Raw genomic sequence first — 24,953 nt, 5'->3', positions numbered from 1 at the left:
CCGCTAATCCTTATTTTTTTGATTGAATTCGTTGCGGACAATGTTGGAAGATACGATCTGCTAGATTTAGAATGCTCGAGTGGCGATTTTGCGGTACCGATTCGTTTTTGCGACAATCGAGCTTCCGGATAGAAGATAGTTGTCGCTGACTTTCCAAGTGTGGCTTGTTTTGTTTTTTCGGCGGACCATGACATAATTGTAAGGACTTGAGGAGTACACTTTAAAACCTTTCGCACTGCACCGTTTTCCAAAAACCAAGTCTTCATTTAACGAAGCGTTGGGGAATCGAACGGTATGAAAGACTCGCTTTTTTACTAAGAGGGTTCCGCCGGTCACCCATTTCACGAATTTATTTTGTTTTTTGGCCAAAAACAGGACAAGCAGCCGTTTCCTGCTGAGATAAACATGAAAAGCCCTTTTTCCTACGACATCCGCTTTCGATCGAAGCATGGCCTTCTTCTGTTCGGATAAATAATGTCTCGAGTAGTAGTCGTCATCATCGAACTTTGCTATATAAGGGTATTTCGTCTGTTTTACCGTGTAATTCAGACATGCTCCCAGAGAGACGTTTTCTGGCATCTTGTATACCGAAACGTGGGGGGACTTGCTTGCTTTTTTACGGTAATCGGACAAGTTCATGCCGTTTTTATTCAATACGATAATTAACTCTTTGATCGGATAAAGCTGCCTTTTATAATTTTCGAGGATATTATCGAAAAATTTCGGCCTATTCGTACAGGTGATGATCGATATTCCCCGGTTTCGCCGGCTCACGGGATCCCCTCCGTTGTATACAATCTTTGCATGTACGATAAGCATATGAATAAACGGATCATGAGGTGTCGGCGGGTACCTTTGCATTGCTCTATTAGCCCCGGTGCAATTATGTTAGAATACTTTTGGTAGGAAAGAGGAGGGTTTACGTTGAAAAAAACGTATTTAATCATCAGCTTCATCAATTGGATTACGGCTGTATGTTTCTTGGCAGCAGGAGTATTATCGACTTCTAAGATTCAGCTTTATGGATTTATATTCGTCTCGCTCCTGTTCATCGTTACGGGAATACTCAATTTCAAGAAATACAAGTCGCAGCAATAACTGTTGATTCCGTTCTCAAGGCATGTTCGCATACATCGACCCGTTGTCGAATAGAAATGTCTATAAGCTTATAGATATGGAGATGTGCGCGCATGCTCAAACACCAATCCTCTTTTGTCCGGGGTACCTTTATCTTAACGGCCGCAGCTTTTATCACGAGAATGATCGGATTTCTTAGCAGCATTATATTGGCCCGGGTGCTGGGACCGGAAGGCATCGGGCTGCTTATGATGGCGCACCCGCTGGTTCCCATGATGATTACGCTGACGAGCTTGGGTTTGCCTGTCGCGATTTCCAAGCTGGTGGCCGAAGCGGAAGCTCAGAACGACAAGGCGAAGGTCAAACGCATTTTACAAGTATCCTTAACGGTGACGGTCACGATCAGTATATTTCTGACATCCGGTACGCTGCTCGCGTCCAAGCCGATTGCAGACATGATCCTGGTGGATCAAAGAGCTTATTATGCGCTGCTGGCCATTACGCCGATCGTTCCCCTCGTGGCCGTTTCCTCCGTCATTAAGGGATATTTCCGCGGTCTGCAAAACATGAAACCGATCGCCCTCTCCGATGTGATTGAGAATATTGTCCATATGGCGCTGCTCGTGGCACTGGTCCAGATGCTGCTGCCTTACGGGATCGAGTATGCGGCGGCGGGGGCCATTCTGTGCACCGTCATTGGCGAAGGCGCGGGTCTCCTTTATTTAATGGTCATGTACGCTCTGCATCAAAAGAAAAACCAAGGACAACCGGCGGAGGCTGAGCCTAAGCGGCTTCCAGGTAAAAAACAAACCTTGTATGAGCTGCTGCATATCGGATTGCCCTCCACCGGTCAGGGCTTCATTCAATCGATTTATAGAGCGGTAAAGCCTGCGCTGGTCATCAAGAGTCTGGCCGTGGCCGGAATCGGAACGGCCGTGGCGACCAAGCAGTACGGTTTGCTCGTCGGCTGCGCATTCCCCTTGCTCGTGTTCCCGACCTTCATTATGCATTCCTTATCCACTGCACTGATTCCATCCATCAGTGAGGCAAGTGCAACCGGCAATCCCAGATTGATTCATCAGCGGATCGATCAAGCCATCCGGCTGGCCTATGTGATCGGAGCTCCCTGCACTATGATACTCTATATGTGGGCTATTCCTTTAACGACCGTGTTGTATCATGCTCCGGAAGCCGGCAATCTGCTCAAGCTCCTGGCTCCATTCTATCTGCTGCATTATTTTGAAGAACCGCTTCATGCCGTATTGCTCGGAATCGGCAGAATCAAAACCGTCATGTGGAACTTTATTATAAGTACGGTGCTTCAGGCGGCGGCTATCTTTTTCCTCGGTTCGTTGTGGGGGATGAAGGGTGTAATTACGGGGATCAACTTCGGGATTTGCATTATCACGGTGCTCAACTTTCTGTCGATCTCGACCTATGTCGGTTTCTCTCTGGATGCCCGCCATTACTTAAAAACGATTCTTTGTTTAGCGGCTATGGCGGTGTGCGGCCATGCCGCTTATGTATTCATGACGCATGCCGGCTTCGCCGTACCGTGGGTCATGGCAGGCTCTATCGCCATATCGCTGCTCATCTATCTTCTTTCCCTTAGGGCTGTAAACAAGGGCCTCCGCGGAAGCGGTTTTGTTAATAAATTTTTCATGTAAAGTGGTGATTCCATTGACGATTAAGGAAGGTTTTTTGAGATTAGCTGTCGAAATGAGAGGCAAAGCGTTTTACCAAGACCAAACCGAGCTGCTCCGGGGGCCCTTATGCTTAGTATTTTTAAAGACTTCCTACTAAACATTTTTTTTATTTTTTCTCCGTTGGTACTGTATCAATTTATTTATAAAACGAAGAGCAATGTTACACTTTACCGGTTTCTATTGTACATCCTGTTTTCGTTTGCCCTCATCGTTACCATGTCGCTTCCGTTCAATTTAGACGGATTAATTTATGATTTCCGTTCCATTCCCTTCGTGGTCGGTTCTCTATACGGCGGAACGCTCGTTTCCATATTATTGTATGCCGCATTGGTGTTGTACCGTTATACCATGGGAAGTCCTTACCCTGTGATTTACGCCGTCTCGTTCTTGCCCAGTCTGGCTCTCATTCTTCTCTCTCTCAAGCGTTATCAAGACTTAACCACGGCTAAAAAGATTGCGTTAACGATCGCGCTATGTACGGCTGTCAAATTATTAACCTTCTTCATCTATCTATCCTGGATCGGCGACCTGGGGCGTCTGTTGAATAAACCGATAGAAACGATTGAAACTTATGTATTGCAAAGCATCATTGCGGCATTCTGCATCTACATTATAGAATCACTCAATACCTATTTTTCCTTGCAGGACGAAATCATCAAAAGCGAGAAAATTAGGATCGTCAGCGATTTGGCTGCCTCTGTGGCACATGAGATTAGAAATCCGCTGACTTCCGTCAGAGGGTTTATCCAATTGCTGGGGGATGGCGGTTTGACCGAGGAGCGGAGAGTGTTTTATCAACAAATCAGCTTGGCCGAATTAGACCGGGCTCAGCTTATCATTTCGGAGTATTTGTCGCTGGCTAAGCCCGACCTCGAAAAAATCGAAAGCATCGACATGAACGTGGAAACGGATTATGTGTCCAAGGTGCTGCAAACATATGCCAATTTCAACAATATTGAGTTGGAAGTAGCCTTGGATCAGAATCCGATCGTCATTATCGGAGATAAATCCAAGCTCCATCAAGCGTTGGTGAATTTGGGGAAGAATGCCGTAGAAGCTATGCCGGACGGAGGAAAATTGCAATTCAAAGTAAGCCGCGATCAAGACCTGTGCCTGCTGAACATTACCGATACGGGGACAGGCATGACCAAAGAGCAGCTCAATCGGCTTGGAACCCCGTACTATTCAACCAAAGAAAAAGGAACGGGACTCGGGACGATGGTATCTTTCGGGATTATCAAGAAAATGAACGGGACGATCGATATCAAAAGCGAGCCAGGGACGGGAACGGAATATACGATTTCGTTCCCGATGTCCGGCCAATTCACGAATGAAGCTTGAAGCTCAGCGGGAAATCAGCTTTTGTCAAGGTTCAGCTGCCAGGAAACCCCGTATTTATCTTCAACCCAGCCAAATTTCTCACTAACCGGAGAAGCGTCCAGCGGCATTAAGATTTTGCCGCCTTGCGACAGCTGTTCAAAGATGCGATGGATTTCTTCTTCCGAATCGCATGTTACGAACAGGGAAAGAGCGGGAGTGAAGGGATGCTCGTACTGGGTGCTGTTATCGATGGCCATCAGTGTTAGTCCGCAATGCTTCTCCAGTTCTGCTACCGGCCAGCCGATTCACCTCCGGTCCAACCTCGCGTTCCTTTCGCGAGGTTTTTTATCGTTTGAAGCGGGAGAGCGAGCAGCATAGCAGTTTAAGATACTGATATTTAGACAATATGTTAATGTTGAAGCGTTTACAAAAATGGAATACCATGGACTACATATCAAACGAAAGGGGGTCCTCATGTTGTTTAGAAAAGCAATATCCCTAGCGGCATTTTGGATGACGGCATCCGTCCTTGTAACAGCCTGTGCCGGTTCAAGTGTCGTCGAGACATCTGTGAAAAGCAATGATCCGGTGACCTTGTCCGTGTTCTCGATGGATGGCATTCCGGAGGACAGCTTTAATCAACAGTACGGAGACTTGATTCGGAAAAAGTTCCCCAATTACACGATTAAATACATTCAAGCCTCCAAAACGTACGGAGTTAAAGAATTAATAGCGGCCGGCAAACCAATCGACCTCTTTTTCGCGCCCGTCGGGCTTGTGATCAATGGTTTAATGGACTACAATTTGCAGTTCGATATGACCGATTTAATCAAGAAACACGGCGTGGATCTGGGTTTGCTGGAAAAAACCTCAGTCGATGCCATGAGAGACATTTCCGGCGGTAAAATGTACGGGGTACCCGTAAGCAATACCAGTATGGTTCTCTTTTACAACAAAGATATTTTTGATAAATTCGGAGTGCCTTACCCAAAGGACGGCATGACCTGGGATGAAGCGACTGAGCTGGCCAAGCAAGTGACGAAGCATGACGGAGTGAAGCAGTACGTGGGACTATCTACGTCGCCAACCCACCTTCTGAGAATGAATCAGCTGTCGCTGCCCTATGTCGATCCCAAGACGGAAAAGGTCACCATAAACAGCAGTCCGGAATGGAAGAACCTGTACGAAACTCTCTTCGTAGCTCCCGGGCAAGTATCGGGCTACAAGGAGTACATGAGGGCTCATAAGGACGGGATGCTCTACAGGGAGGAATTCTATAAGGATAAAGAATTGGCCATGTTTGCGTGGCTTACCCAATACCTTTTCTATTTCCCGAATGAATTTCAGGCTATGAATTGGGATATGGTGTCTTTGCCGACCTTTAAAGAGAAGCCGGGAATCGGAGCTCAAGCCTATCCGGCTTATTTCAGCGTCACTTCAACCAGTAAGCATAAGGATGAAGCGATGGAGGTCATTAAATATTTGATAACGGAGGAAGTACAAGCCCATTTGTCCAAAACAGGAACAATGCCAATACTAAATAACGATGCGGTCAAGAAAGTATTTGGTCAGGAAAGCATATTTAAAGGTAAAAACTTTAATGCCGCATTCTACAACAAGTTTGCGCCGATCTCGCCAAAAACCGGATACGATAATGTGGCCGAATCGCCTTATGTACGTGCGGCATCGGACATTATTTTAGGTAAAATGGATATCAATTCGTCCTTCCGAAGCGTTGAAGAGCAGTCAAACAAGAAGATTCAAGATTCAAAAGCCGCTAAATAAATGCATTCGCTTAGCGGTGGGATTTTCGGAATTCGAGAGGCGTAATGCCTTCATGCTGTCTAAATACGGAGCAGAAATAACTGGAGGTATGGAAACCGACGTTCCTCCCAATCTCGGATACGGAAATATCGCCATTCTCGAGCAAAAGCTCTTTTGCCTTCTGCAAACGAAGCCGGATTAAGTAACCGACCGGGCTCATTTGGATGGACTGTTTGAACATGCGGCACAGATATTGAGGGGAAGAGCCGATCACCGCAGCCAACTCTTCCAACGACAGGTCCTCGCCGAGATGCTGCTCCATGTAAGCGAGGACCGGCTGCACTCGATGGTAGGCGGATTCACCCGACTGCTGCCGTTCCCTGTTAATGCATTGAATCCATTCGACCAAAAAACTGTACAGCTTGCCTGAGCTGATAAGTCCGTTCTCGGGATGATTTGTCAATGCGGACAGAAAGATCTCATGGATGTGATGGTCAAGCCGCCCAAGATTTTGAAAGGTAAATACTTTTGAATCCGAAATAGCATTTTGAATGAGGAAGGGGTGAACCGCGAAGCCTTGAAAGGCCACCCAGTGCGTTTCCCAAGGCTCCTCGACGGAAGCATATTCATAAGAACTGCCGGGAAATAGAACAACACCGGTATTCGGAGCAAGCAGGTGTTTTTTTCCGTCCAGAATCAGCTTCCCTTGTCCCCGGATCGTATGCAGCCAGACATAATGGAGGTAACCGTTCGGACGGCTTACCGGGGTTTGATTTTCCATACCGCCTACCGTATACACATAAAAAGGAAGATGGACGGCATCGGTTATCATAGCGTCCCTCTGCAAATACCGGAAGGCGGAGTGACTCCTGACGGTACAGCCTATACCTACAGCGCCAACGACGCCAGCGCCGGAGATGTGGACGGGGAGGGGCAGTATGAGATTATTTTAAAATGGGATCCCTCCAATTCCAAAGATAATGCGCATAAAGGGTATACGGGGAATGTTTACTTGGATGCCTATAAGCTGGACGGCACTCTGCTCTGGCGAATCGATCTCGGCAGGAACATCCGTGCCGGGGGCCCATTATACCCAGTTCATGGTCTATGATCTGGATGGCGACGGAAAAGCCGAAGTGGCCTGTAAAACGGCGGACGGAACCATTGACGGAACGGGAAAGGTCATCGGCGAGCCTGCCGCGGATTATCGAAACGAGAACGGATACATTTTAGACGGCCCGGAGTTTTTGACCGTGTTTGACGGATTGACGGGAGCAGCCTTGGCTACTATGGAGTACGATCCTCCCAGAGGCAGCGTGACTGACTGGGGGGATGCTTACGGAAACAGGGTAGACCGGTTTCTTGCCTGCGTTGCCTATCTGGACGGAGTAAGGCCAAGTCTGGTTATGTGCCGCGGTTATTACACGAGAACGGTGCTGGCTGCCTATAACTGGAGAGACGGGCAGCTGACCAAGGTGTGGACCTTTGACAGTAACAATGCCGGTTATGCGGGTCAGGGCAATCATAATTTGAGCGTCGCCGATGTCGATGGGGACGGAAAAGATGAAATTGTGTTCGGCTCCTGCGTGATCGATCACAACGGGCAGGGACTTTACACGACGGAGCTTGGACACGGGGATGCGATGCATGTCGGGAATCTGGATCCAAAGAGACCCGGATTGGAGGTTTTTCAGGTTCATGAAAAGCCTCAAGAAGCAGGAGTTGAGCTGCATGATGCCGCAACGGGCGAGCTGCTGTGGGGTATGCCCATTACCCGCGATGCCGGCAGAGGCACTTCGGCCGATATTGATCCGAGATATGAAGGGGAGGAGTTCTGGCCGGCCGCAGCAGGCGGAATTTATAACTGTGCCGGGGAAAACAGCGACATTCTGCCTTCTTCAACAAACTTTGCCATTTGGTGGGACGGTGACCTGCTTAGGGAGCTCTTGGATCAGAATCGGATCGACAAATGGGATTATGTGAATTCCAGAACCGTTAATCTTCTGACGGCCGAAGAATGTGTTTCCAATAACGGAACGAAAGCGACTCCCTGCCTGCAGGCGGATCTGTTCGGAGACTGGAGGGAGGAGGTCGTCTGGCGAACGGCGGACAGCCGTGCGCTTCATATCTATTCGACAACGGTTCCGACCGAGCACCGGATCCATACGCTGATGCATGACCCGGTTTACCGTCTGGGCATTGCTTGGCAGAACACGGTTTATAATCAGCCGCCGCATACCGGATTTTATTTGGGTGAAGGCATGAAGAATCCGCCTCCTCCGAATATTTTCACGATGCCGGAACAGCAAACCTTGACCGTTTATATCGCCGGTGATTCCACCGTTCAGACGTATAAAGCCGAATCCGCGCCGCAAGCGGGATGGGGGCAGTTTATCAGTCGATACTTCACCGGAAATGTCCGTTTCATCAACAAAGCCATCGGCGGAAGAAGCTCGAAAACGTTCGTAGAAGAAGGGCGGCTTGAGGAGATTCTGAACGTTCTTCAAGAGAACGACTATTTGTTCATTCAAATGGGCCATAACGATTCGACCGCAAGCAAGCCGGAGAGGTATACCGAGCCCTTTGGCAGCTATAAAACTTACTTGAAAATGTATACGGCCGGAGCAAAGGAATGGGGCGCCATCCCGATCCTGTTAACCCCTGTGGGAAGATTGCATTATCATGAGGGGACGTTCCTTAACGATTTCTCCGATTATTGCGCTGCAATGAAACAGGTGGCCGAGGAGGAACAGGTGCAGCTCATTGACTTAATGGATCGAAGCTTGGCATTATACCGTTCTTTGGGATACGATGAAGCAGCGGAGTTATTCATGATCTCGTCTAACGGCACGGATTGCACCCATTTTACCGAAAAGGGCGCCGACCATATTGCGAGGCTTGTTATGCAAGGAGTTAAGGAGTTGCAGATCCCGATCTCCATCTATGTTAATGAGACCCCATAGACTCGTACAATGTACGACCTGCCTTTTGCCTTCTCCTACATGGATGTAATAGTATATATAGATGAGCGCATTCATGAAGGAGAAAGCATATGATTTACGTATTAGTTGCAATTTCTATCGTCATTACTCAAATCCCCTTCCTAAACAAATATTTGTCTTTAATAAATACCATTGTCCATGAATGGGGGCATGCTAGTTTTGCGCTGTTAACGGGCGGAAAGGTATATAAGATTAAGTTAAATACGGATACAAGCGGTTTTGCGCTCACGGGCACTAGAGGCTGGATAGGCCGATTTTTCACCGTTATATCCGGATATCCGTTCTCCGCTTTGTTTCCATGCTTTATGATTTATCTTATTCTAAATAACGAGTATGCTGCTTGCTATTGGATTCTGGCAATGATGTTAGCCGTAACTATTATTTTGTGGCTGAGAGATTTGTTTAGTTTAATTTGGGCAGGGTCCGTTTTGCTTATTTTATCGTTATTAATCAAATACGATATGGACGTAAAATGGTTGATTTTTGTGGTAATGAGCATATCGCTGGTGAATTCTATTAAGAGCTCGTGTGTTGTGTTCACGTTAAGCTTTAAAGATTACAGAAACGCAGGCGATGCATCATCGCTTTCTCAAATGACTTTGATTCCTTCGTTAGTCTGGGGGGGATTATTCCTTGTCTCCACTATTGCTATTGTCGGTTACAGTATTTTGATTTACGCAGGTATGGCCGACGATTATTATTTAAAATTCATTGAGCTCATAAGAGCTATTAAATCGGATGCAGTTCATTTGATCAGTTGGATGGCCATCAATTATTCCAGCTAGCTATGAAGTACAAGCGCTTATTGTGGTTCCATTACATCGTTGACCGTTCCGTCACGCCGGCTTCGCCGTTCATAGGGTTGCCGGCTTTTTTACTTATTGATGACCGGAAAGTGAAGTGTTTATGACCCAAATAATTGCTGATCGTATACAATACGTTGCCCATGAAGATAGCGCCGTTGTGGAGCCATCCGGCAGGTACCTGCGGGAAGTACCGGATGCACGCTTGCGCCAATCCGATGCTTGCCCCGTAAGAAACGCCGTAACAGCTTAAGATAACGAGCACAAACCTCCACCAGCTGCTGCGTATGCTGATCTGCGATCGAAAGGTAAATTTTTTGTTCAAAACATAGCTTACAACGGCTCCGGTCGTATTCCCCAAGAACGTTGACGCCCAGTAATTGAATTGCAGCAGATTGAACGAGAAAAAGCTGATCCCGAGGCCCACCAGCGTGTTCAGCAAGCCGACGATGAGAAACCGGATGAAGCTGTGCCGAAGCAGCGCGGACACGGATTACACCTGCCTCTTGGCTGGCTGTACCGCCGCGGCGGCTTGGCGATATGCCGTACTTGCCGGGGTCAGAAGCATTTCTTTTTCAACCACGTACAGCGGCCTCCGTTTGACTTCCTTGTACACTTTGCCGATATATTCCCCGATCAGTCCAAGAGCTAACAGCTGCACGCCGCCGATGAACCAGATAGAGAGAATAAGGGAGGTCCAACCGGATACGGTCGTTCCCCACAGCTTGCCTGCAATAGCGTACACAAAGGCGAGCAGGCTTAATGCAAAAATGGCGAAGCCTGTAAGCGTTACGAAACGGATCGGCGTTACGCTGAAGGAGGTAATGCCCTCGAAGGCAAACGCCAGCATTTTCTTTAACGGGTACTTGGATTCTCCGGCAAACCGTTCATGACGGTTGTAATAAACCTCTGTGGAAGGAAATCCGATTAGCGGGACGATGCCTCTCAGGAATAGATTCACTTCCTGGAAGCGGCCGAGCGCCTCCAAAGCGCGCTTGCTCATCAACCGGTAATCCGCATGGTTATAACGGATATTCACGCCCATAGCGTGCATAAGCCTGTAAAAGCCTTGGGCGGTCGTCCGCTTGAGCCAGGTATCGGCGGATCTGCTTTGCCGGACTCCGTATACGACATCGTAGCCCGCAAGAAATTGAATGACGAACTCGCGCATGACGTCCACATCGTCCTGAAGATCGGCATCAATGGAAATGACGCAATCCGACACCGTCTTTGCAGCCGTCAGACCGGCAAGAAGCGCGTTCTGATGTCCCGCATTTTTGGCGAGCTTCAGACCGGTCACGTAAGGATTGGTTTGATGGAATTGCTCAATGAGCTCCCAAGTACGGTCCCGGCTTCCGTCATCGACGAACAGCATTCTGCTTTCAGCGGAAATCAACTGTTCCTTCATAAGCCCGGACAAAACTTGACTTAACCGCCGTACGGTCTCCGGAAGCACATCCTCCTCGTTGTAACAGGGCACCACAATGGTTAACAGCTGAGGCTTCACCGCTTCTCGACTCCCATCCTCGATAACTATAACGAACAATGCCCATGATTTGGGTCTATCAACACCATTATATCGAAATAAGGAATTAAATCTTATATTTACAAAATTTTAACATTAAACTTTGTTTGATTTGATCTATTATGTAGAATTAGAGAGAGGATAGGTGGAGAGGTTGAGCTCAGAGCTGCGTCTAAACCATAAAATCATGATTTCGATTGCCTTGCTGCTGATTCTTAGCCGCGTGCTTACGCTGTTCACCGGTTATGTCGGAATGAATCTGTTCAACGATTACAACGTGATGCCGGTCTATGAGAATAACCCGTCAGACAGCTTCCATTCAAGGCAGCTCAAGCTGCCGGAGCCGCTGGCGGAGACGAAGAAGCCGACGATTAGCGATTTGCTGAAGTTCGATACTTATTCTTACCTGAGAATCGCAACGGAAGGCTATGACCGGGTGAACATCGATGAACCGCATACGGCTGCCAACTGGGTGTTTTTTCCTTTGTACCCTTTGCTTATTTCTCTAGCCGGGAAGGCAGTGCCGTTCTTCGAGCCACTCACCATAGGGCTGATTTTATCCAACTTGTTCTTGTACGTTGCCCTGTTGTTCTTTTATTTGATCTGCAGGCAGAGGGGACTGACGGAACCGCAAGCGGGAACGGCGGTATTTCTCTTGCTATTATATCCATCTTCGCTTTACTTTTCCGTCGTTTATACGGAGAGCCTGTTCCTCTTGCTGTCTTCCATATCCGTTTACTATGCGACCAATAAACGGTATGCCTTGGCTTTTCTTGCGGCAGGGCTGTCGACGGTAACGAGGGTTCCCGGGGTCGTTAATCTGCTGTTTGTGGCAGGCAGCTTTTGCCTGGACGAGGGGTTTCGCTTCACGAGAAGATATGTCAAGCTTGTGCTGCTCGGGGGACTATCCATTGTGCCGATGGGGTTGTATTTGCTTCATATGAAATCCGTTTCCGGGGATTATTTGGCGCCGTTTCACGAGCAGAGCTTGCATTGGTTCCGCTACAAGACATGGCCCTTTAAAAATTATTACGAGTATCTCAAGTATCCGTATTTCTCCACGCCGGACGGCTGGGATAACGGATGGATCGCCTTCGTGGTATCGACGGCGGTTTTTGCGATTTATCTGCTTTACTTCATTGTCCATTTCAAGGTGCTGATCCGGGATATGAGGCAGCTTCTGTTTTATGTGTACGGTGCGATGCTGATCGTCATCCCATTTTCAAGCCAGCCTTATTATATGGTTAGCGTGGTGCGCTACATGATGGTATGTATCCCGCTGTACCTCTACTTGGTAAGCTTAACGGCCCAGCGGGAGAATGGACTCCGGTTCTTTCAAATGCTGTTCATGATCCTGAACGTGATCATTACCGTCGGATACTTCAACGGCTATTACTTCGTAATATAAACGGCTGGAACAAACGAAGATCTGCTTTGCAATGCTCCAGCATGGTGTCTATACTGCAGCTTCGCCGCTTAAAGCTTTGCTTCAGGCTCCCGCTTCCTGCAGGGTGCGTTCCTTGGCGCTCAGACGGGAGCGGGAACGGGATAGCCTGAAGGAGGCGATGGCCGTACCGGCCGCAACCGCGACGCCTGCGGCGCCGATCCAGCTGATGGAGGTCAGAGAGGCTTTCTCCACAATTAGGCCTCCTGCGCCGGCGCCAGCAGCCATCGCGAATTGGAGAACCGAGCTGTTCAAGCTAAGCATAATCCCCGATGCTCCCGGAGACAGGGTGATTAAATAATACTGCTGGGTAGGTCCCGACGACCACGCCGAGAACGCCCACAGCATAAGGATCGGGAGCATGAGGAGCTGCGAATGGGCTGCAAGCGACAGCAGAAGCAGCGCGAATGCATGAAGCGCCATTCCTCCGATCAGTGTACGGGGAACTCCCCATTTGTCCGTGCTGAAGCCGCCGACTTTGGATCCGATCAGGCTCGCGATGCCGAAGGCGAACAACCCGGCGCTCACACCTTGCTCGCTCATGCCGGTAACTGTGATAAGAAACGGCGAAATGTACGTGTAGGCGATGGAATAGCCGGCAATCCAGAAGAAGGTGATCAGCAGAGCGACGGCGATTCTCGGGTTCTTGAGCAGCGCCAGCTGGCGGCCGAGCGGTACGGGCTCTTCGCCTTCCGTGTGCGGAATCGTGAAGGAGATGAGGAGCATCGCCAGCAGCCCCAGCAGGCCGATGCCCGCGAATATCGTCTTCCAATGATAGACCGAAGCGACCAGACGGCCGAGAGGAACGCCGATAATCAAGGCGGTGCTGAATCCCATGACCAGCGTGGCGATCGCGCTGCCTTGTTTTTCAGGTGCGCTCATCTTCGAGGCTACGCTCAAGGCGGTTACTACGAATACGCCGGTGCTCAGCGCAAGGATAATCCGCGAGGCGATAAGGAATCCGAAGCCGGGCAGCACGACGGCGATACCGTTGCCGACTGCGAATACGCCAAGCGAGTAGAGCAGCAGCTTCCTACGTTCCAAGCGGGCCGTAGCGGCCATTAGAAAAGGAGTGCCGAAAGCATAGGCGAGTGAAAATACCGTAATGAGCTGCCCCGCCGAGGAAACAGGTACTCCGGTATCTGCCGCCACCTTATCCAGAATCCCCGCGATAATAAACTCCGACGTTCCGACGAGAAAACTGACGGCGGCCAGCATGTAAATTTTCCAAGCGTTGGACATGGTTTCTTGCTCCTCTCAGCTTCACAATATTTTTATATTTCTAAAAATATAGAAATTAAAGGCGGAAAAAGCCACCTTCAATCATTTCAACAAATAAGGTGCATACTTCTGAGCCATTTCACGGTTTACGCTGTAATAGATGTACGTTCCGTCCTTGCGCAGATTCAAGAGGCCGCTATCCGTCAGCTGCTTCAAATGATGGGAGAGCGTCGAGCCTGCGACCGATTCCAGCTTGCTGCCGATATCGGAGCAGCACAAATTTTTCTCCTCGATCAGGAGCAGTGCGATTTTGAGACGAGTCGGTTCTCCCAGCGCTTTATAGATCTTGACGGCTTGGCGTAGTTCAACGTTTTCTTCGACCATCAGTTATTCACCTTCATTGTCTCTATATTTCTAAATGTATTGAAATAAAGTTATCACACGCATCAAATAAAGTAAAGAGGGAATTTGGATAGCTTGTCCAAGCCAATCATAGAAAATGGAGAGGGGAAGATTACCATAACCCAGAGTCGAAAAATAGTGCAATTCGTAAAGGATATTGCGCCGCATCAGGTCGAAGGGCGCGTAGCCCGCTCCAACGCTTCCAAGTAAGCAAAAGCCTCTTCATTCGTGCTGCCGCACATCTCTTCGGAGGCCGACAGGCTCGCGCATACATCAGGCCGCTCGGGCTTGCCGAACAACAGGCAGCGCCGGTCCGCCGTAAGCTGGACGCAGGGGACGCCCGCGGGCTTGCCTAGAGGCATTCCCGGAATCGGGGAAGAAATCGAGACGGCTATACAGCAGGCGGCGCATCCGATCCGGCATTCCACCTTCCATCGCCTCCATTCCGTAACGTTCTCCGAATTATATCACAGCCCGGGTCGGCCGTCATGGCAAGCCCGGACTTTTCTTGTTTCTTAAGCTATGAGATAATAGACCGAAGCAGAAAAAGCGAACAAGTGATCCGATGGGGGAACCGATGGAAGAAGCCATTCGAATATCCGTAAGAACTTTGGTCGAATATGTATACCGGTGCGGCAGCATCGAATCGGGATTTCATCGCGCAAGCACGCTGACCGACGGAACGGAAGCCCACCAGAAGCTGCAGAAAACCTACAAAGATACCGATCAGAAAGAGGTTTATCTGCAAACCGAGGCTGAATTGGACGGACTTCGTTACATCATCGAGGGGCGCTGCGACGGGCTGCTGCGCACGAATGAAGGTGACGTTCTGATTGACGAGATCAAATCGACCTCACGGGACCTCGCCGAACTCACGGAGGACGCACATCCCGTCCACTGGGCTCAAGCCCGTTGTTATGCTTATATGGCGGCAGAGCGGCAAGGCTTGAAGCGGATTCAGGTGCAGCTGACCTATGTCCGGGTCGGAACGGATGAGCTGCGGCAGTTCCGGAGAACGGAAACCGCGGAGGGGCTGGCAACGTTTATGATGGAGCTGCTCAAGGCCTATGCCCCGTTCGCCTCCCTGAAGCGGAGGCTGGAGGAGGCCAGGAACGAGAGTATCCGGCAGCTTCCGTTTCCGTTCGATTCTTACCGGGAAGGACAGCGTAAGCTGGCCGGTGCGGTGTATAAGACGATTACGGACGGCAAAAGCTTGTTCGCCAAGGCGCCGACGGGGATCGGCAAGACCGTGTCGACGATTTTTCCTGCGGTGAAGGCGATCGGAGAAGGCAGGCTGCAGCGTATATTTTATGTTACGGCCAAAACGATCGCTCGTACAGCCGCCGAAGCGACATTCCGCCTTCTTGAGGAGAAAGGGCTCAGACTGAGAACCGTCGCCATCACGGCGAAGGAGAAGATATGCTTCAAAGAGGAGATGCGCTGCTCCAAGGAACACTGCGAATACGCGGACGGTTTTTATGACCGGATCAACGCAGCGATACTGGATTTGCTGGCGCATGAAACGACGATAACCCGGCAAGTGATCGAGCCGTATGCACGCAAGCACCGGGTATGTCCGTTCGAGTTCGCGCTGGAGGCGGCCTACGCGGCCGATGCGGTCATTTGCGATTACAATTATGTGTATGATCCGCGCGTCTCATTGAAGAGGTTGTTTGAGGAACAGCGGAAGCAAACGGCGCTGCTCGTCGATGAGGCGCATAATTTGCCCGACCGGGCAAGAGAGATGTATTCGGCGGAGCTGCGGAAGTCGGATTTTCTTGCGCTGCAGCGGGAGTTCAAGGACGTTCGGAAGCCGTTAAGCCAAGCGGCCCGCTTGGTGAACGATTATTTTATCGGGCTGCGGAAGCGGTTGGACGGGGAAAAATCGGTGACGGCAAAAGAGCTGCCGCACGAGCTTGCGGACCTGCTCGGGCCGTTCGCCGCGGAGGCGGAGCTGGCGCTGTTGTCAGGTCCGGCGGAAGCGTCCGGCTCTCTGCTGCTCGACACCTACTTCGCCGCGCAGGCCTTCCTCCGGACGGCTAAGCTTTACGACGAGCGTTATGTAACGTATGCGGAGCGGGAGCGGGGCGATGTCCGGCTGAAGCTGTTCTGCCTCGATCCGTCACAGCAGCTGAGGCAGATGTCCAAAGGATACCGAGCCAAAATTTTCTTCTCCGCGACCTTGTCTCCCCTGCCTTATTACCAGGATGTGCTCGGAGGCAGCGACGACGATTATGCCGTATCCGTTCCGAGCCCATTCTCGCGCGACCAGCTGGAGGTGCGTATTCAGCCGTTGTCGACCCGGTTTAAGGACAGAGAAGCGACCAGAGAGCCGCTTGCCGCGCTGCTGAGGAAGCTGGTGCAGGAACGGCAGGGCAACTATTTGATCTTCTTCCCGTCCTTTGAATACATGAACTCGGTCTTGGAGTCGATCGACTTGGGAACGCTAAATGCGGAGGTGCTGGTGCAGCAGCCGGGTATGACGGAAGAGGAAAGGGAACGATTCCTGGCCGCGTTCCAGGAATCGAATGGAGAGACCCTCGCGGGGTTCACGGTTATGGGGGGCCTTTTCTCGGAAGGCATCGATTTGGTAGGGGACCGGTTAACGGGCGTTGCAGTGGTCGGCGTAGGCTTGCCTCAGATCGGCCCCGAGCGTGACTTGATCAAGAACCATTTCGACGAGTCGGGAAAAGACGGCTTCGACTACGCCTATGTGTACCCCGGCATGAACAAGGTGCTGCAGGCCGGAGGACGTTTGATTCGATCCGAGACGGACCGAGGCGTACTGATGCTCGTGGACGACCGGTTCCTTCAGCCGAAATACCGGCAGCTGCTGCCTTATGAATGGCGGCATTACGAGGTCGTTCGTTTCCGTTAACAAACAAAGCTCAGCCCTGATGCGGCCTGCACCGCCTTGGGCTGAGCTTTGCTTGTTATTGGCTCAGCTTCCGCCAGTTGTCCCATGCATGCACGCTATACCCCCGGAAGGAAGAGTGACTGCTAAGCGAAGCAACGGCTGCATTCAATTCACGGTTCATGGCAGTCGTGCCTTTGCCGTAGAAGGTGCCGTCCTCCCCGCTGTCCACCGTATCGACCGCCACCTGCGCCTTAACGCCGGCCCGGTCTGCCTCCGCCATTTCAATCTTTACGGAATCTTCGATGTCCTTGGCATTGTCCGAGTAAGACATCAGTGTAACTTGATCGAGCCAGCGGATCATCCAATTGGAGAGCGTCGTTCTTCCCCCCGCTCCGTCCCGGACTTGGAAGAGATGGGCCCAGACCGGCATATCCATAGCGACCGTCAGTCCGGTTTCGGCCTTCACTTCCTGTGCGAAGCCGCTGACCGTGTCCATCCATAGGCCCATGACCTTATCGGAATCCTGCCTCCACTGTGCCAGCACATAGGGCTCGACGTCAAGGTGGATGCCGGTGAATCGCTCTTCCGGCTGGACCTTGGCATTATACTGCTTCACCCAATAAATAAATGCATACATCTTCTTGTTATGCTCCGGCAGCACCCAATTCGGCGCTCCGTCGAGCGCTTGCACCTCGATGCCATGCAAGCCCGCTTCACGGATGAAACGGCTGTAATATTCAGCAGGGTATTCAGGGTCAATGAACAGAAAAACCTGGTTAACTTTATGGTCGATCAGCTGTTGAAGCGTAGCTTCCCGTTCATTGCCGATTACGTACGGATTCCACATCCATGTACTCACCTTCGCGGGTGCGGCCGCCTCGGCCTTTGCCGTCTCTCCCGGCAGCAAGCCTCCGGCCGTCAGCATCTGACTTGCGATCAGACAGGAGAGCAAGGCACCTCCCGTTCGACCGATTCCCTTCATCCACCAAGAATTCTTTTTCAATGATTCGGCTCCTTATCCCTTTATATTGGACGCAAACGCCCGTCTATACAATTCGGACGAGTTCCAGAGATTGGAAGGGACTTCATAAAATCTTCAAATTTAAAAAGGAAATGCATCATCCTTAATAGATGAGAATCGGACAAAAAAACATGACTTTCGGATATGACCTGAAGCCCGGAGTCAAGGTATGATGCATAAGGAACCGCACAAAGTTGAAACGAAGGGAAGAGAACGAATGGGGTACGAAACGCATTTCGCCGGCATCCGAGAGGAAACGGTCATTGCCATGCATCATCCCGAGATGGAATGCCGAATCGGGTATCCGGCCTGGATCGGCCATGGGCGCCGCATGCCAGAAATTCGGATTGTGGCGCCTGCCGGGAGTAAAGCCGTTCTTCGCTGGTTACGCAGCGGGAGAGAAGAGGAGCTCATCGAAGTGTCCGCTCATGCAATGTCCGGCGAGCCGTTAACAGTAATCCCTTTGGAAGCGGATGCAGCCGTGTGCGGAAGCTTCAAGGTCGAGGTTGAAGTCGTAAGCAGGGATGGATGGAACCTGGAAGACAGCCATTTTTATTTCACTGTTCTTGGCACGGATGAAATTCCGGCCGGTAACAGCCGAGCTGCCTTTACGGATAGGGGCGGTCGCCTGGCCTATGTGCCGGATTACCGCGGCAACCGCCTTCCCGACTTCTCGGGGGCAGGCTACCGCGGCGGCGGCATCGGGCTTCCGGAGGTACCGGTCCGGGTAACGATCGATCCGGTATGCGGCGACAATACGAGTCATATCCAGGAAGCCATCGACCGGATTTCCCGGCTTCCGGCGGACGAGCGGGGAATTCGCGGAGCCGTCCTGCTCAAGAAAGGGGTGTACGAGATTGCCGGACAGCTTGAAATCCGTACAGGCGGCATCGTGCTCCGCGGCGAAGGCCAAGGCGACCCCTGCCGTCTCTGGTACGACCCGGACCGGCGCCAGACGCTGGAGGAATTGAAGAAGGAGCTCGCTGCGCAGAAAACGACCGTGCTGGTGGCAACCGGAAGCGAGAGAAGAAGGCTGCTCAAGCTGCATGGGGATGAACGGAGGGTTAGGCTGAAGCAGGCGGAAACGGAAATCCGCATAGCGGATTCCTATGTACCCGTGGGGGTGAACACGTTTCGGCTCGAGGAGCCGTTCGCATTCCGGGAAGGCGATCAGGTCATCTTGACCCGGACCGGGAACGCAGAGTGGATCGGCGAGATCGGCATGGACCGGATTCCACCGCGGGAGGACGGAGGGAGCATTACCCAATGGACTCCGTTTGACCTGGAATTCGAGCTTGTCGTAATCAGGGTCGAGGGTCATCAAGTTACCCTTGATTCCTCCTTGGTGAACGCGGTAGAGAACCGTTACGGCGGCGGGACGCTTCAGAAGTTCGATGACCCCGGACGGATCGGCGAAGTCGGGGTCGAGCACCTGCGGGCCATTGCCTACTGGCAGCCGAATGCGGATGGAGTGGACGATACCCGCCATGCGGACGGGTTCGTCGATCTCGACTATCTCAAGAACGCCTGGGTACGGAATGTGACCGCCGAGCATTTTAACGGCACGAACGGCGCGTTCCGTACCGGGCGCGGCTCCAAGTGGGTGACGATCCAGGATTGCTCCAGCCTCGTGGCGGACAGGAAATATTATAATGGCCCGGGCTATGACCCGACCGGACGGACGTTTTACGAGACGAAGGTGTACGTCGGACGCTACGGCTTTTATTTAATCGGTCAATCGGCCCTCGTTCAGCGCTGCTTTGCGCTCAATAACCGCCACGGCTTTACGCTCGGCTCCCGGGTGACAGGACCCAATGTATTTCTGGACTGTATCGGCGAGCAACCGCTTACCTGGAGTGAACCCCACCACCGCTGGTCGATAGGCGGCTTGTACGACAACGTGCATGATCTAATCTCGCTGATGAACCGGCTCAATATGGGGTCGGGCCATGGCTGGGCCGGAGCCAACTACGTGGCTTGGAATACGGAGGGCACTCTGGTGGCGCATCAGCCTCCGACCGCACAGAACTGGGCGATCGGGCATATCGGGAAGAAGGACCCGGGCGGCAACCGGGGCCCGGATGCCTATTGGGAATCGCACGGCCGCCATGTGGAGCCGAGAAGCTTGTATTTGCAGCAGCTGAAGGATAGGCTCGGGGTGGACGCGCCAAGAAGCATAGGAGCCCATGAGACATAAGTAAACGTAGCGCCGGAGCCGCGAACGGCTTCGGCGTTATACTTGCGTCTTGACTTTCTCCCGCAGCTCGGAGGGGTAGCAGCCGAAATATTCCGTACGCTGCTTCACATGACGGAATGGTGGATGGCGCCGTGAAGTGGTAAGCACTACCGGCCATTATGGATCCGGCGCTTCTGAAACCGTGCGAGCGCGAATAGGAATATAGAGACTTTGGGACAGGAGGTCTCCACATGAAACCGCGAACCGCCCGAGCTTTAGGTACAGGATTGTTTATGCTGATGATACTGACGATTGGGAGCACCGTCTATTTCCTGATGATGCAATCCTTTTTCATCGTCCTGATCCATGTCCTGACGATGTTCGTCCTGGGCATGACCATGCTGTTCGTTTCCGAGAAGGAAGACGGGCAGGAGGAGCGAAGCAATCCGAAGCTTCGTTCGTACGGACGTTAGACCTCTAGGCTGTAGAGAAACCCATGAAACAGAAAAATCTGCCTTTGGTACCCGGTGGGGTATCTCCTTCCGGCCGCTGTTGTTACCCGTAAACTTTCAATTAATCCGTTAAACAGCGGTCATTTTCCGATAACAAAGGCGGTCGCTATCGCTCCTACAGGGGATACCCCACCTCACCTTTGGCATTTTCAGTATATCAGGGTTTCTCGTCAATCTGGAGGCCTGCCGCCGGCAGGCCTCTTCTCTTTAAGGTACGAGGCAAGACCGTTCGAGCAGGAGCGGTAAGAGAAAACGGGCGACGACAGCATCATCAGGCTTGACAAGGCTGGCCGTAAATAAAAGCATCGAGCTCATTCAGCCGGTCTTCGGACAGCGGCGGCGAGTTGTCCCAATACCGGATCGAATCGCAAGGCAGGCTCCAGCGGATGTCGCGCCGTTCCAGTGAACGGCTAAACTCCGCCCAGTGCTCCAGCTTCCAGACGTCCAGTACGGAGCCTCTCTCCTGAATCCGGCGGCGGTACAGCTCCTGATCCGGCAAGTAGACGAACAGAGCTTTCACCTCGACGAATGCGGGGCTTCCGATGCGGGCGAGCTCACGATCAAGCCAATCCGGCTCTCCGCTTTCTCTTGTGAACGGTCCGACGACATAGGCGTCCGTACCGAGATGAGCATTCTCGAGCGCCGCGTCCATCGTGATGCGGTAGCCGAGGTCCCTGCAGCGCAGCTTGTATACGGCCGAGTCGCGGTCGTTCGGATCCAGCCCCGACATCGTCATTATCGTCTCGGCGGCCGGCCTCAGCAGCGTATCCATATCGAAAAAGGCCGCCTTACGCCGCCTGGCGAGCGCTTTGGCCAGCGTCGTTTTGCCTGCGCCGGCCGGCCCGATGAAGAACACCAATTTTCCCATGGCTGATCTGACCTCCAATGTGCAGTTCCTAGCTCTGATCATATACAAAGGAGGGAGTGGTGAGCAAATGAATGTTAAGCGCTGCCGATGTGCTCGGAGTTCTGCCGATAGTAGACGACCTTGCCTTCATGCGGGGCAAAATCGAGCTTCAGCGTCCCCTCGAACGTTCCGAGAGCCTCATCCGTCCAATAATCGTACACCTGGAAGCTCCCGCCGAGCGGCGCACTGATGGACTTCGTTTCGTTCTCCCAGTTGAAAAGGCACAGCACCTGTCTGTCCCCGAGATCGATCCGGCCGACCTTAAATTCCGTATCGTCAAACCGGGCCGCCTTGCCTATCGGAGGAAGCAGCTTCTTGAGCACCTTCAAATTGCTCTCCGTCAAGCCGTAGATCAAATCCCCGCTTAGAATCATGCCGCCCGATGCCATGATAAAGGCTTTATGGAAATCGAATTCGGCTGCGGTCAAGGACGATTTCTTCTCCACGATGTCGCCGTTTGCATTCCGACTCGTGAAGTTGAGCGGCTCCAGTATGATGACATCCGCGTCGTTGTACCATAGCTTTTCGTTCTGCCAGTTGCGCCAGAAGAGCTCGCGTGCGTTGCCCTCGACATGCTTCCAATCCCGGTAGGCGTCATTGGTCACCCGATTGCCATGCACCAGTCCGAGGATCGCCCAGAAAGGCGCATTGCAGCCCAGAATAAAGCTGTCGTGCCCGACCTCGTCCACAATGGCTTGAATGCCTCTGCGGAAGGCTTCGATTCTTGTGGCGTTCCGGTCGTACCGGACGCTTCCTGGCAGTGCGCCGTAGGCGAGGAAGTCCAGCTTGAAGTAGCGCCAGCCCCATTCGTCGTGCATGACCCGGACGGCTTGGCGCAAGTATTCCTGTGCTCCGGGATGCGTACCGTCCAGCATATACCATTCGCGCTTTCTTCCGATTTCGTTGAAGGGACGCCCTTCCTCGTCATGGACGAGCCATTCCGGATGCTCCCGGAACAGCTTGGAATTGTGATCCACAATGAACGGGGAGAGGTAGCCTGCGGCTTCTACACCGGCCTCGCGGATGCCGTCGCTGATCGTCTTCAGATCGGCGCCGAGGGAAGGTCTTGGGAGCAGAAAATCGCCGTTGGCGATGGAATAGCCTCCGTCGATCTGCACCCGCTGAAGCTCGGGAATGCGTTCTTTCATCGCGCGGGCATTCTCGTAGAACCCTTCGTCCGTCATCGGACGAATTGATTCGCAGCGGCTGATCCGAAGTGTTGGTCACGGCCGTATTCATCCGTTCATCCGCCCAGCGCTTGTCAACCGCAACCGCTGCGGGCGGAGCGATGCTGTCATCGGCCAGCCTTACGCCGGCAGCCATCTTGTTCAAGAAATCGATACCCATCATGGAAATCCCCACCTTCGCTATGGCTAGCGATCCGTATAAGCATCTTACAGTCCAAGTATAGCGCTGCATCGCAGTGGTGTGTTGTCGTATAGTCAGTTGTTTTTGTCCGATACAGCTTAATTATAGGGGCTTCAGCATCAAGGCAGGGCTGTTTGCCGCAGAGAAAAAAATCGGCCCGCACCGTATCTTTACGCGGCCGCCAATCGTATATATAGTGAATTCACAAGCTGATGCAGAACCGGTGAGGAGGGAGAACGTGCCGACGATAATCGACGCTGAGCGCAAATCTGCGAAAGCGGGGCGCCGGGATGGGAAAAGAGGAGGCGGTCCGGAGAAAACGGCGTTCCGCTTGGATACGGCGGACCCGGCTGCCGTTCCGGCGATGACGGACCGTATGAAGAAACCGGCAGCGAATGAATCGAAGCTGCAGCCGGGTCCGGAGGAGTCCGTGCGATTCGCTGCGCTGATCGAGCCTTACCGCTCCGCGCTGGAGACGTACTGCCGGTTTCTCGCGCGAAGTCCGTGGGAAGCGGACGATTTGGCGCAAGATACGTGGCTGAAGGCGTACGGGATGTTTCTGCGCGACCCGTCCCGCGAAGACATGTCCAAAGCCTATCTGTGCCGGATCGCCCGGAATACATGGATTGACCGCTGCCGCAGGAAGCGCCGCGCAGCGGATCTGATCAGCGGTGAAGCCGGGCTCTGCGAGCCTGCGCAGGAGAGCGAAGACCCGTTCAAGGTGCGAACCGCCATCGAAGCGTTGGTCGAGCATTTGCCGCCGCGTCAACGGGTGATTCTCCTGCTTATCGATACGCTCGGTTTCACCGCAGCGGAGACGGCGATGCTGATCCGGTCGACGGAAGGCGCCGTCAAAGCGGGTCTGCACCGGGCGCGAGAGAAGCTAAGGACGATCCGCGGCAGGGGAGCCGAGACCCCGGACAGGCGTCTTCAACCGACCTCCAAGGACCGCCCTCAAGTTGACGAGCAGGTTGTCTATGCTTATTTGCAGGCGTTCCGTCAGCATAATTTCTCCGCTCTGATCCGGCTGCTCAACGATGAGACGTCGCCGGCCGACCTTCTGCCGGCGGTTACCGGCTCGGCTGCCGTCAATAAGCCGGGCACTTCAAGCGGGATGTCCCCGCGCAGTCTTCTGATGGCCGCCTAAAACTACAGCGGCACATCATCAAAGGAGGTTACAACGATGAGCACTTACGTTCCTTACGTGATCGAACAAACGGGCAGGGGAGAGCGATCGTACGATATTTATTCGCGGCTGCTCAAGGACCGCATTATTTTTCTCGGCTCGGCGATTGACGATAACGTGGCGAATTCCGTCATTGCGCAGCTCTTGTTCCTGACGGCGGAGGATCTGGAGAAGGATATCCATCTGTACATCAACAGCCCTGGGGGATCCACATCCGCAGGCTTTGCCATCTACGATACGATGCAGTTCGTGAAGCCCGACATTTCCACGATCGTGACCGGCATGGCGGCTTCCTTCGCAGCGATTCTGCTGCTGGCCGGAGCCAAAGGAAAACGGCTCGCGCTGCCGAACAGCGAGATTATGATCCATCAGCCTCACGGCGGGGTACAAGGACAGGCAAGCGATATCGCGATCAGCGCAAGGCGCATTATCCGCATCCGCGAGACGCTAAACAAGCTTACTTCGGAGCGGACCGGCCAGCCGATCGAGAAGGTCGATAAAGATATGGACCGCGATTATTACATGTCCGCGGAAGAGGCTGTGGAGTACGGCATCGTGGACAAAGTGGTTCAGTCCGTTCCCGGCGTGTCCTGACCTATGCCCCACATAGATTGCTGAATTAGCAGAGCAAGAAGCTTCCATCCCCACCTTGACAGTGGCTT

The 24,953-nt window shown here is 52.3% G+C and carries 23 protein-coding genes and 2 pseudogenes; 14 read left to right on the top strand and 11 right to left on the bottom strand.

What is annotated here, in order from left to right; all coding sequences use genetic code 11:
* Positions 1 to 66: 66 nt before the first annotated feature.
* Entirely contained in the window at positions 67 to 774 is a 708-nt protein-coding gene (locus tag O9H85_RS17740) for a glycosyltransferase family 2 protein (RefSeq protein WP_269882761.1), read from the bottom strand.
* A gap of 150 nt (positions 775 to 924) precedes the next feature.
* On the opposite strand from O9H85_RS17740, the gene O9H85_RS17735 reads away from it, so the two are divergent.
* From O9H85_RS17735 to O9H85_RS17725, 3 genes are all read left to right on the top strand, one after another.
* Entirely contained in the window at positions 925 to 1,098 is a 174-nt protein-coding gene (locus tag O9H85_RS17735) for a hypothetical protein (protein WP_269882760.1), read from the top strand.
* A 92-nt stretch (positions 1,099 to 1,190) separates the two neighbouring features.
* Positions 1,191 to 2,744, top strand: a complete 1,554-nt coding sequence (gene spoVB, locus O9H85_RS17730) for a stage V sporulation protein B (protein ID WP_269882759.1) — start codon at positions 1,191 to 1,193, stop codon at positions 2,742 to 2,744.
* A 105-nt stretch (positions 2,745 to 2,849) separates the two neighbouring features.
* On the top strand, positions 2,850 to 4,124 hold the full coding sequence (locus O9H85_RS17725; RefSeq protein WP_269882758.1) for an ATP-binding protein: 1,275 nt from the start codon (positions 2,850 to 2,852) through the stop codon (positions 4,122 to 4,124).
* Between the two features lie 14 nt (positions 4,125 to 4,138).
* On the opposite strand, the pseudogene O9H85_RS17720 reads toward O9H85_RS17725, so the two are convergent.
* Positions 4,139 to 4,372, bottom strand: a pseudogene (locus tag O9H85_RS17720) (VOC family protein); the annotation flags it as partial.
* A gap of 205 nt (positions 4,373 to 4,577) precedes the next feature.
* On the opposite strand from O9H85_RS17720, the gene O9H85_RS17715 reads away from it, so the two are divergent.
* The gene (locus O9H85_RS17715) at positions 4,578 to 5,888 is read left to right on the top strand and encodes an ABC transporter substrate-binding protein (protein ID WP_269882757.1); all 1,311 of its coding nucleotides are present in this window, start codon (positions 4,578 to 4,580) and stop codon (positions 5,886 to 5,888) included.
* Positions 5,889 to 5,898: 10 nt separating this feature from the next.
* On the opposite strand, the gene O9H85_RS17710 is transcribed toward O9H85_RS17715, so the two are convergent.
* Positions 5,899 to 6,648, bottom strand: coding sequence for an AraC family transcriptional regulator (locus O9H85_RS17710; RefSeq protein ID WP_409348163.1), 750 nt, complete (start codon positions 6,646 to 6,648; stop codon positions 5,899 to 5,901).
* Between the two features lie 45 nt (positions 6,649 to 6,693).
* Between O9H85_RS17710 and O9H85_RS17705 the strand changes: the two are divergent.
* The 3 genes and pseudogenes from O9H85_RS17705 to O9H85_RS17695 form a co-directional block, all read left to right on the top strand.
* Positions 6,694 to 8,161 (top strand): annotated as a pseudogene (locus O9H85_RS17705) (rhamnogalacturonan lyase); the annotation flags it as partial.
* Positions 8,162 to 8,830, top strand: coding sequence for a rhamnogalacturonan acetylesterase (locus tag O9H85_RS17700; RefSeq protein ID WP_269882902.1), 669 nt, complete (start codon positions 8,162 to 8,164; stop codon positions 8,828 to 8,830).
* Positions 8,831 to 8,919: 89 nt separating this feature from the next.
* Positions 8,920 to 9,654: a M50 family metallopeptidase gene (locus tag O9H85_RS17695; RefSeq protein WP_269882755.1), complete on the top strand. Its 735-nt coding sequence runs from the start codon at positions 8,920 to 8,922 to the stop codon at positions 9,652 to 9,654.
* A gap of 31 nt (positions 9,655 to 9,685) precedes the next feature.
* Here the strand turns inward: O9H85_RS17695 and O9H85_RS17690 are convergent, their stop codons facing one another.
* Both O9H85_RS17690 and O9H85_RS17685 read right to left on the bottom strand, forming a co-directional pair.
* Positions 9,686 to 10,162, bottom strand: a complete 477-nt coding sequence (locus O9H85_RS17690; RefSeq protein ID WP_269882754.1) for a GtrA family protein — start codon at positions 10,160 to 10,162, stop codon at positions 9,686 to 9,688.
* A gap of 3 nt (positions 10,163 to 10,165) precedes the next feature.
* Positions 10,166 to 11,179, bottom strand: a complete 1,014-nt coding sequence (locus tag O9H85_RS17685) for a glycosyltransferase family 2 protein (protein ID WP_269882753.1) — start codon at positions 11,177 to 11,179, stop codon at positions 10,166 to 10,168.
* Positions 11,180 to 11,351: 172 nt separating this feature from the next.
* On the opposite strand from O9H85_RS17685, the gene O9H85_RS17680 reads away from it, so the two are divergent.
* Positions 11,352 to 12,605, top strand: a complete 1,254-nt coding sequence (locus O9H85_RS17680) for a mannosyltransferase family protein (protein WP_269882752.1) — start codon at positions 11,352 to 11,354, stop codon at positions 12,603 to 12,605.
* An 81-nt stretch (positions 12,606 to 12,686) separates the two neighbouring features.
* Here O9H85_RS17680 and O9H85_RS17675 read toward each other — a convergent pair whose 3' ends face one another.
* The 3 genes from O9H85_RS17675 to O9H85_RS17665 form a co-directional block, all read right to left on the bottom strand.
* Positions 12,687 to 13,883: an MFS transporter gene (locus tag O9H85_RS17675; protein WP_269882751.1), complete on the bottom strand. Its 1,197-nt coding sequence runs from the start codon at positions 13,881 to 13,883 to the stop codon at positions 12,687 to 12,689.
* An 81-nt stretch (positions 13,884 to 13,964) separates the two neighbouring features.
* Positions 13,965 to 14,246 carry an ArsR/SmtB family transcription factor gene (locus tag O9H85_RS17670; RefSeq protein ID WP_269882750.1) on the bottom strand — a complete coding sequence of 94 codons (282 nt, stop codon included), beginning with the start codon at positions 14,244 to 14,246 and terminating at the stop codon, positions 13,965 to 13,967.
* A gap of 185 nt (positions 14,247 to 14,431) precedes the next feature.
* Positions 14,432 to 14,692 carry a YkgJ family cysteine cluster protein gene (locus O9H85_RS17665; protein ID WP_269882749.1) on the bottom strand — a complete coding sequence of 87 codons (261 nt, stop codon included), beginning with the start codon at positions 14,690 to 14,692 and terminating at the stop codon, positions 14,432 to 14,434.
* Positions 14,693 to 14,841: 149 nt separating this feature from the next.
* Here O9H85_RS17665 and O9H85_RS17660 point away from each other — a divergent pair, with 149 nt between their 5' ends.
* Positions 14,842 to 17,142 (top strand): ATP-dependent DNA helicase, encoded by a 2,301-nt coding sequence (locus O9H85_RS17660; protein WP_269882748.1) that lies wholly within the window; start codon positions 14,842 to 14,844, stop codon positions 17,140 to 17,142.
* A gap of 55 nt (positions 17,143 to 17,197) precedes the next feature.
* Here the strand turns inward: O9H85_RS17660 and O9H85_RS17655 are convergent, their stop codons facing one another.
* Positions 17,198 to 18,124: a hypothetical protein gene (locus tag O9H85_RS17655; protein WP_269882747.1), complete on the bottom strand. Its 927-nt coding sequence runs from the start codon at positions 18,122 to 18,124 to the stop codon at positions 17,198 to 17,200.
* Between the two features lie 187 nt (positions 18,125 to 18,311).
* Here O9H85_RS17655 and O9H85_RS17650 point away from each other — a divergent pair, with 187 nt between their 5' ends.
* Together O9H85_RS17650 and O9H85_RS17645 are read left to right on the top strand one after the other, a co-directional pair.
* The gene (locus O9H85_RS17650) at positions 18,312 to 20,339 is read left to right on the top strand and encodes a hypothetical protein (protein ID WP_269882746.1); all 2,028 of its coding nucleotides are present in this window, start codon (positions 18,312 to 18,314) and stop codon (positions 20,337 to 20,339) included.
* A 230-nt stretch (positions 20,340 to 20,569) separates the two neighbouring features.
* A complete protein-coding gene (locus O9H85_RS17645) occupies positions 20,570 to 20,791 on the top strand; it encodes a hypothetical protein (protein ID WP_269882745.1) in 222 nt (73 codons plus the stop codon).
* A gap of 310 nt (positions 20,792 to 21,101) precedes the next feature.
* Here the strand turns inward: O9H85_RS17645 and O9H85_RS17640 are convergent, their stop codons facing one another.
* Positions 21,102 to 21,698, bottom strand: a complete 597-nt coding sequence (locus O9H85_RS17640) for an AAA family ATPase (RefSeq protein WP_269882744.1) — start codon at positions 21,696 to 21,698, stop codon at positions 21,102 to 21,104.
* A gap of 74 nt (positions 21,699 to 21,772) precedes the next feature.
* A complete protein-coding gene (locus O9H85_RS17635) occupies positions 21,773 to 22,921 on the bottom strand; it encodes a glycoside hydrolase family 36 protein (RefSeq protein ID WP_269882743.1) in 1,149 nt (382 codons plus the stop codon).
* A 32-nt stretch (positions 22,922 to 22,953) separates the two neighbouring features.
* Here O9H85_RS17635 and O9H85_RS17630 point away from each other — a divergent pair, with 32 nt between their 5' ends.
* From O9H85_RS17630 to clpP, 3 genes are all read left to right on the top strand, one after another.
* Positions 22,954 to 23,148 carry a hypothetical protein gene (locus O9H85_RS17630; protein WP_269882742.1) on the top strand — a complete coding sequence of 65 codons (195 nt, stop codon included), beginning with the start codon at positions 22,954 to 22,956 and terminating at the stop codon, positions 23,146 to 23,148.
* A 195-nt stretch (positions 23,149 to 23,343) separates the two neighbouring features.
* On the top strand, positions 23,344 to 24,252 hold the full coding sequence (locus tag O9H85_RS17625; protein ID WP_269882741.1) for an RNA polymerase sigma factor: 909 nt from the start codon (positions 23,344 to 23,346) through the stop codon (positions 24,250 to 24,252).
* Positions 24,253 to 24,288: 36 nt separating this feature from the next.
* Entirely contained in the window at positions 24,289 to 24,885 is a 597-nt protein-coding gene (clpP, locus tag O9H85_RS17620; protein ID WP_269882740.1) for an ATP-dependent Clp endopeptidase proteolytic subunit ClpP, read from the top strand.
* Positions 24,886 to 24,953: the final 68 nt, after the last annotated feature.

It is taken from the genome of Paenibacillus gyeongsangnamensis (assembly GCF_027533625.1).
In the GTDB taxonomy this organism is placed as follows: domain Bacteria; phylum Bacillota; class Bacilli; order Paenibacillales; family NBRC-103111; genus Paenibacillus_G; species Paenibacillus_G gyeongsangnamensis.
This window is presented reverse-complemented; position numbering and strand designations above follow the sequence as displayed.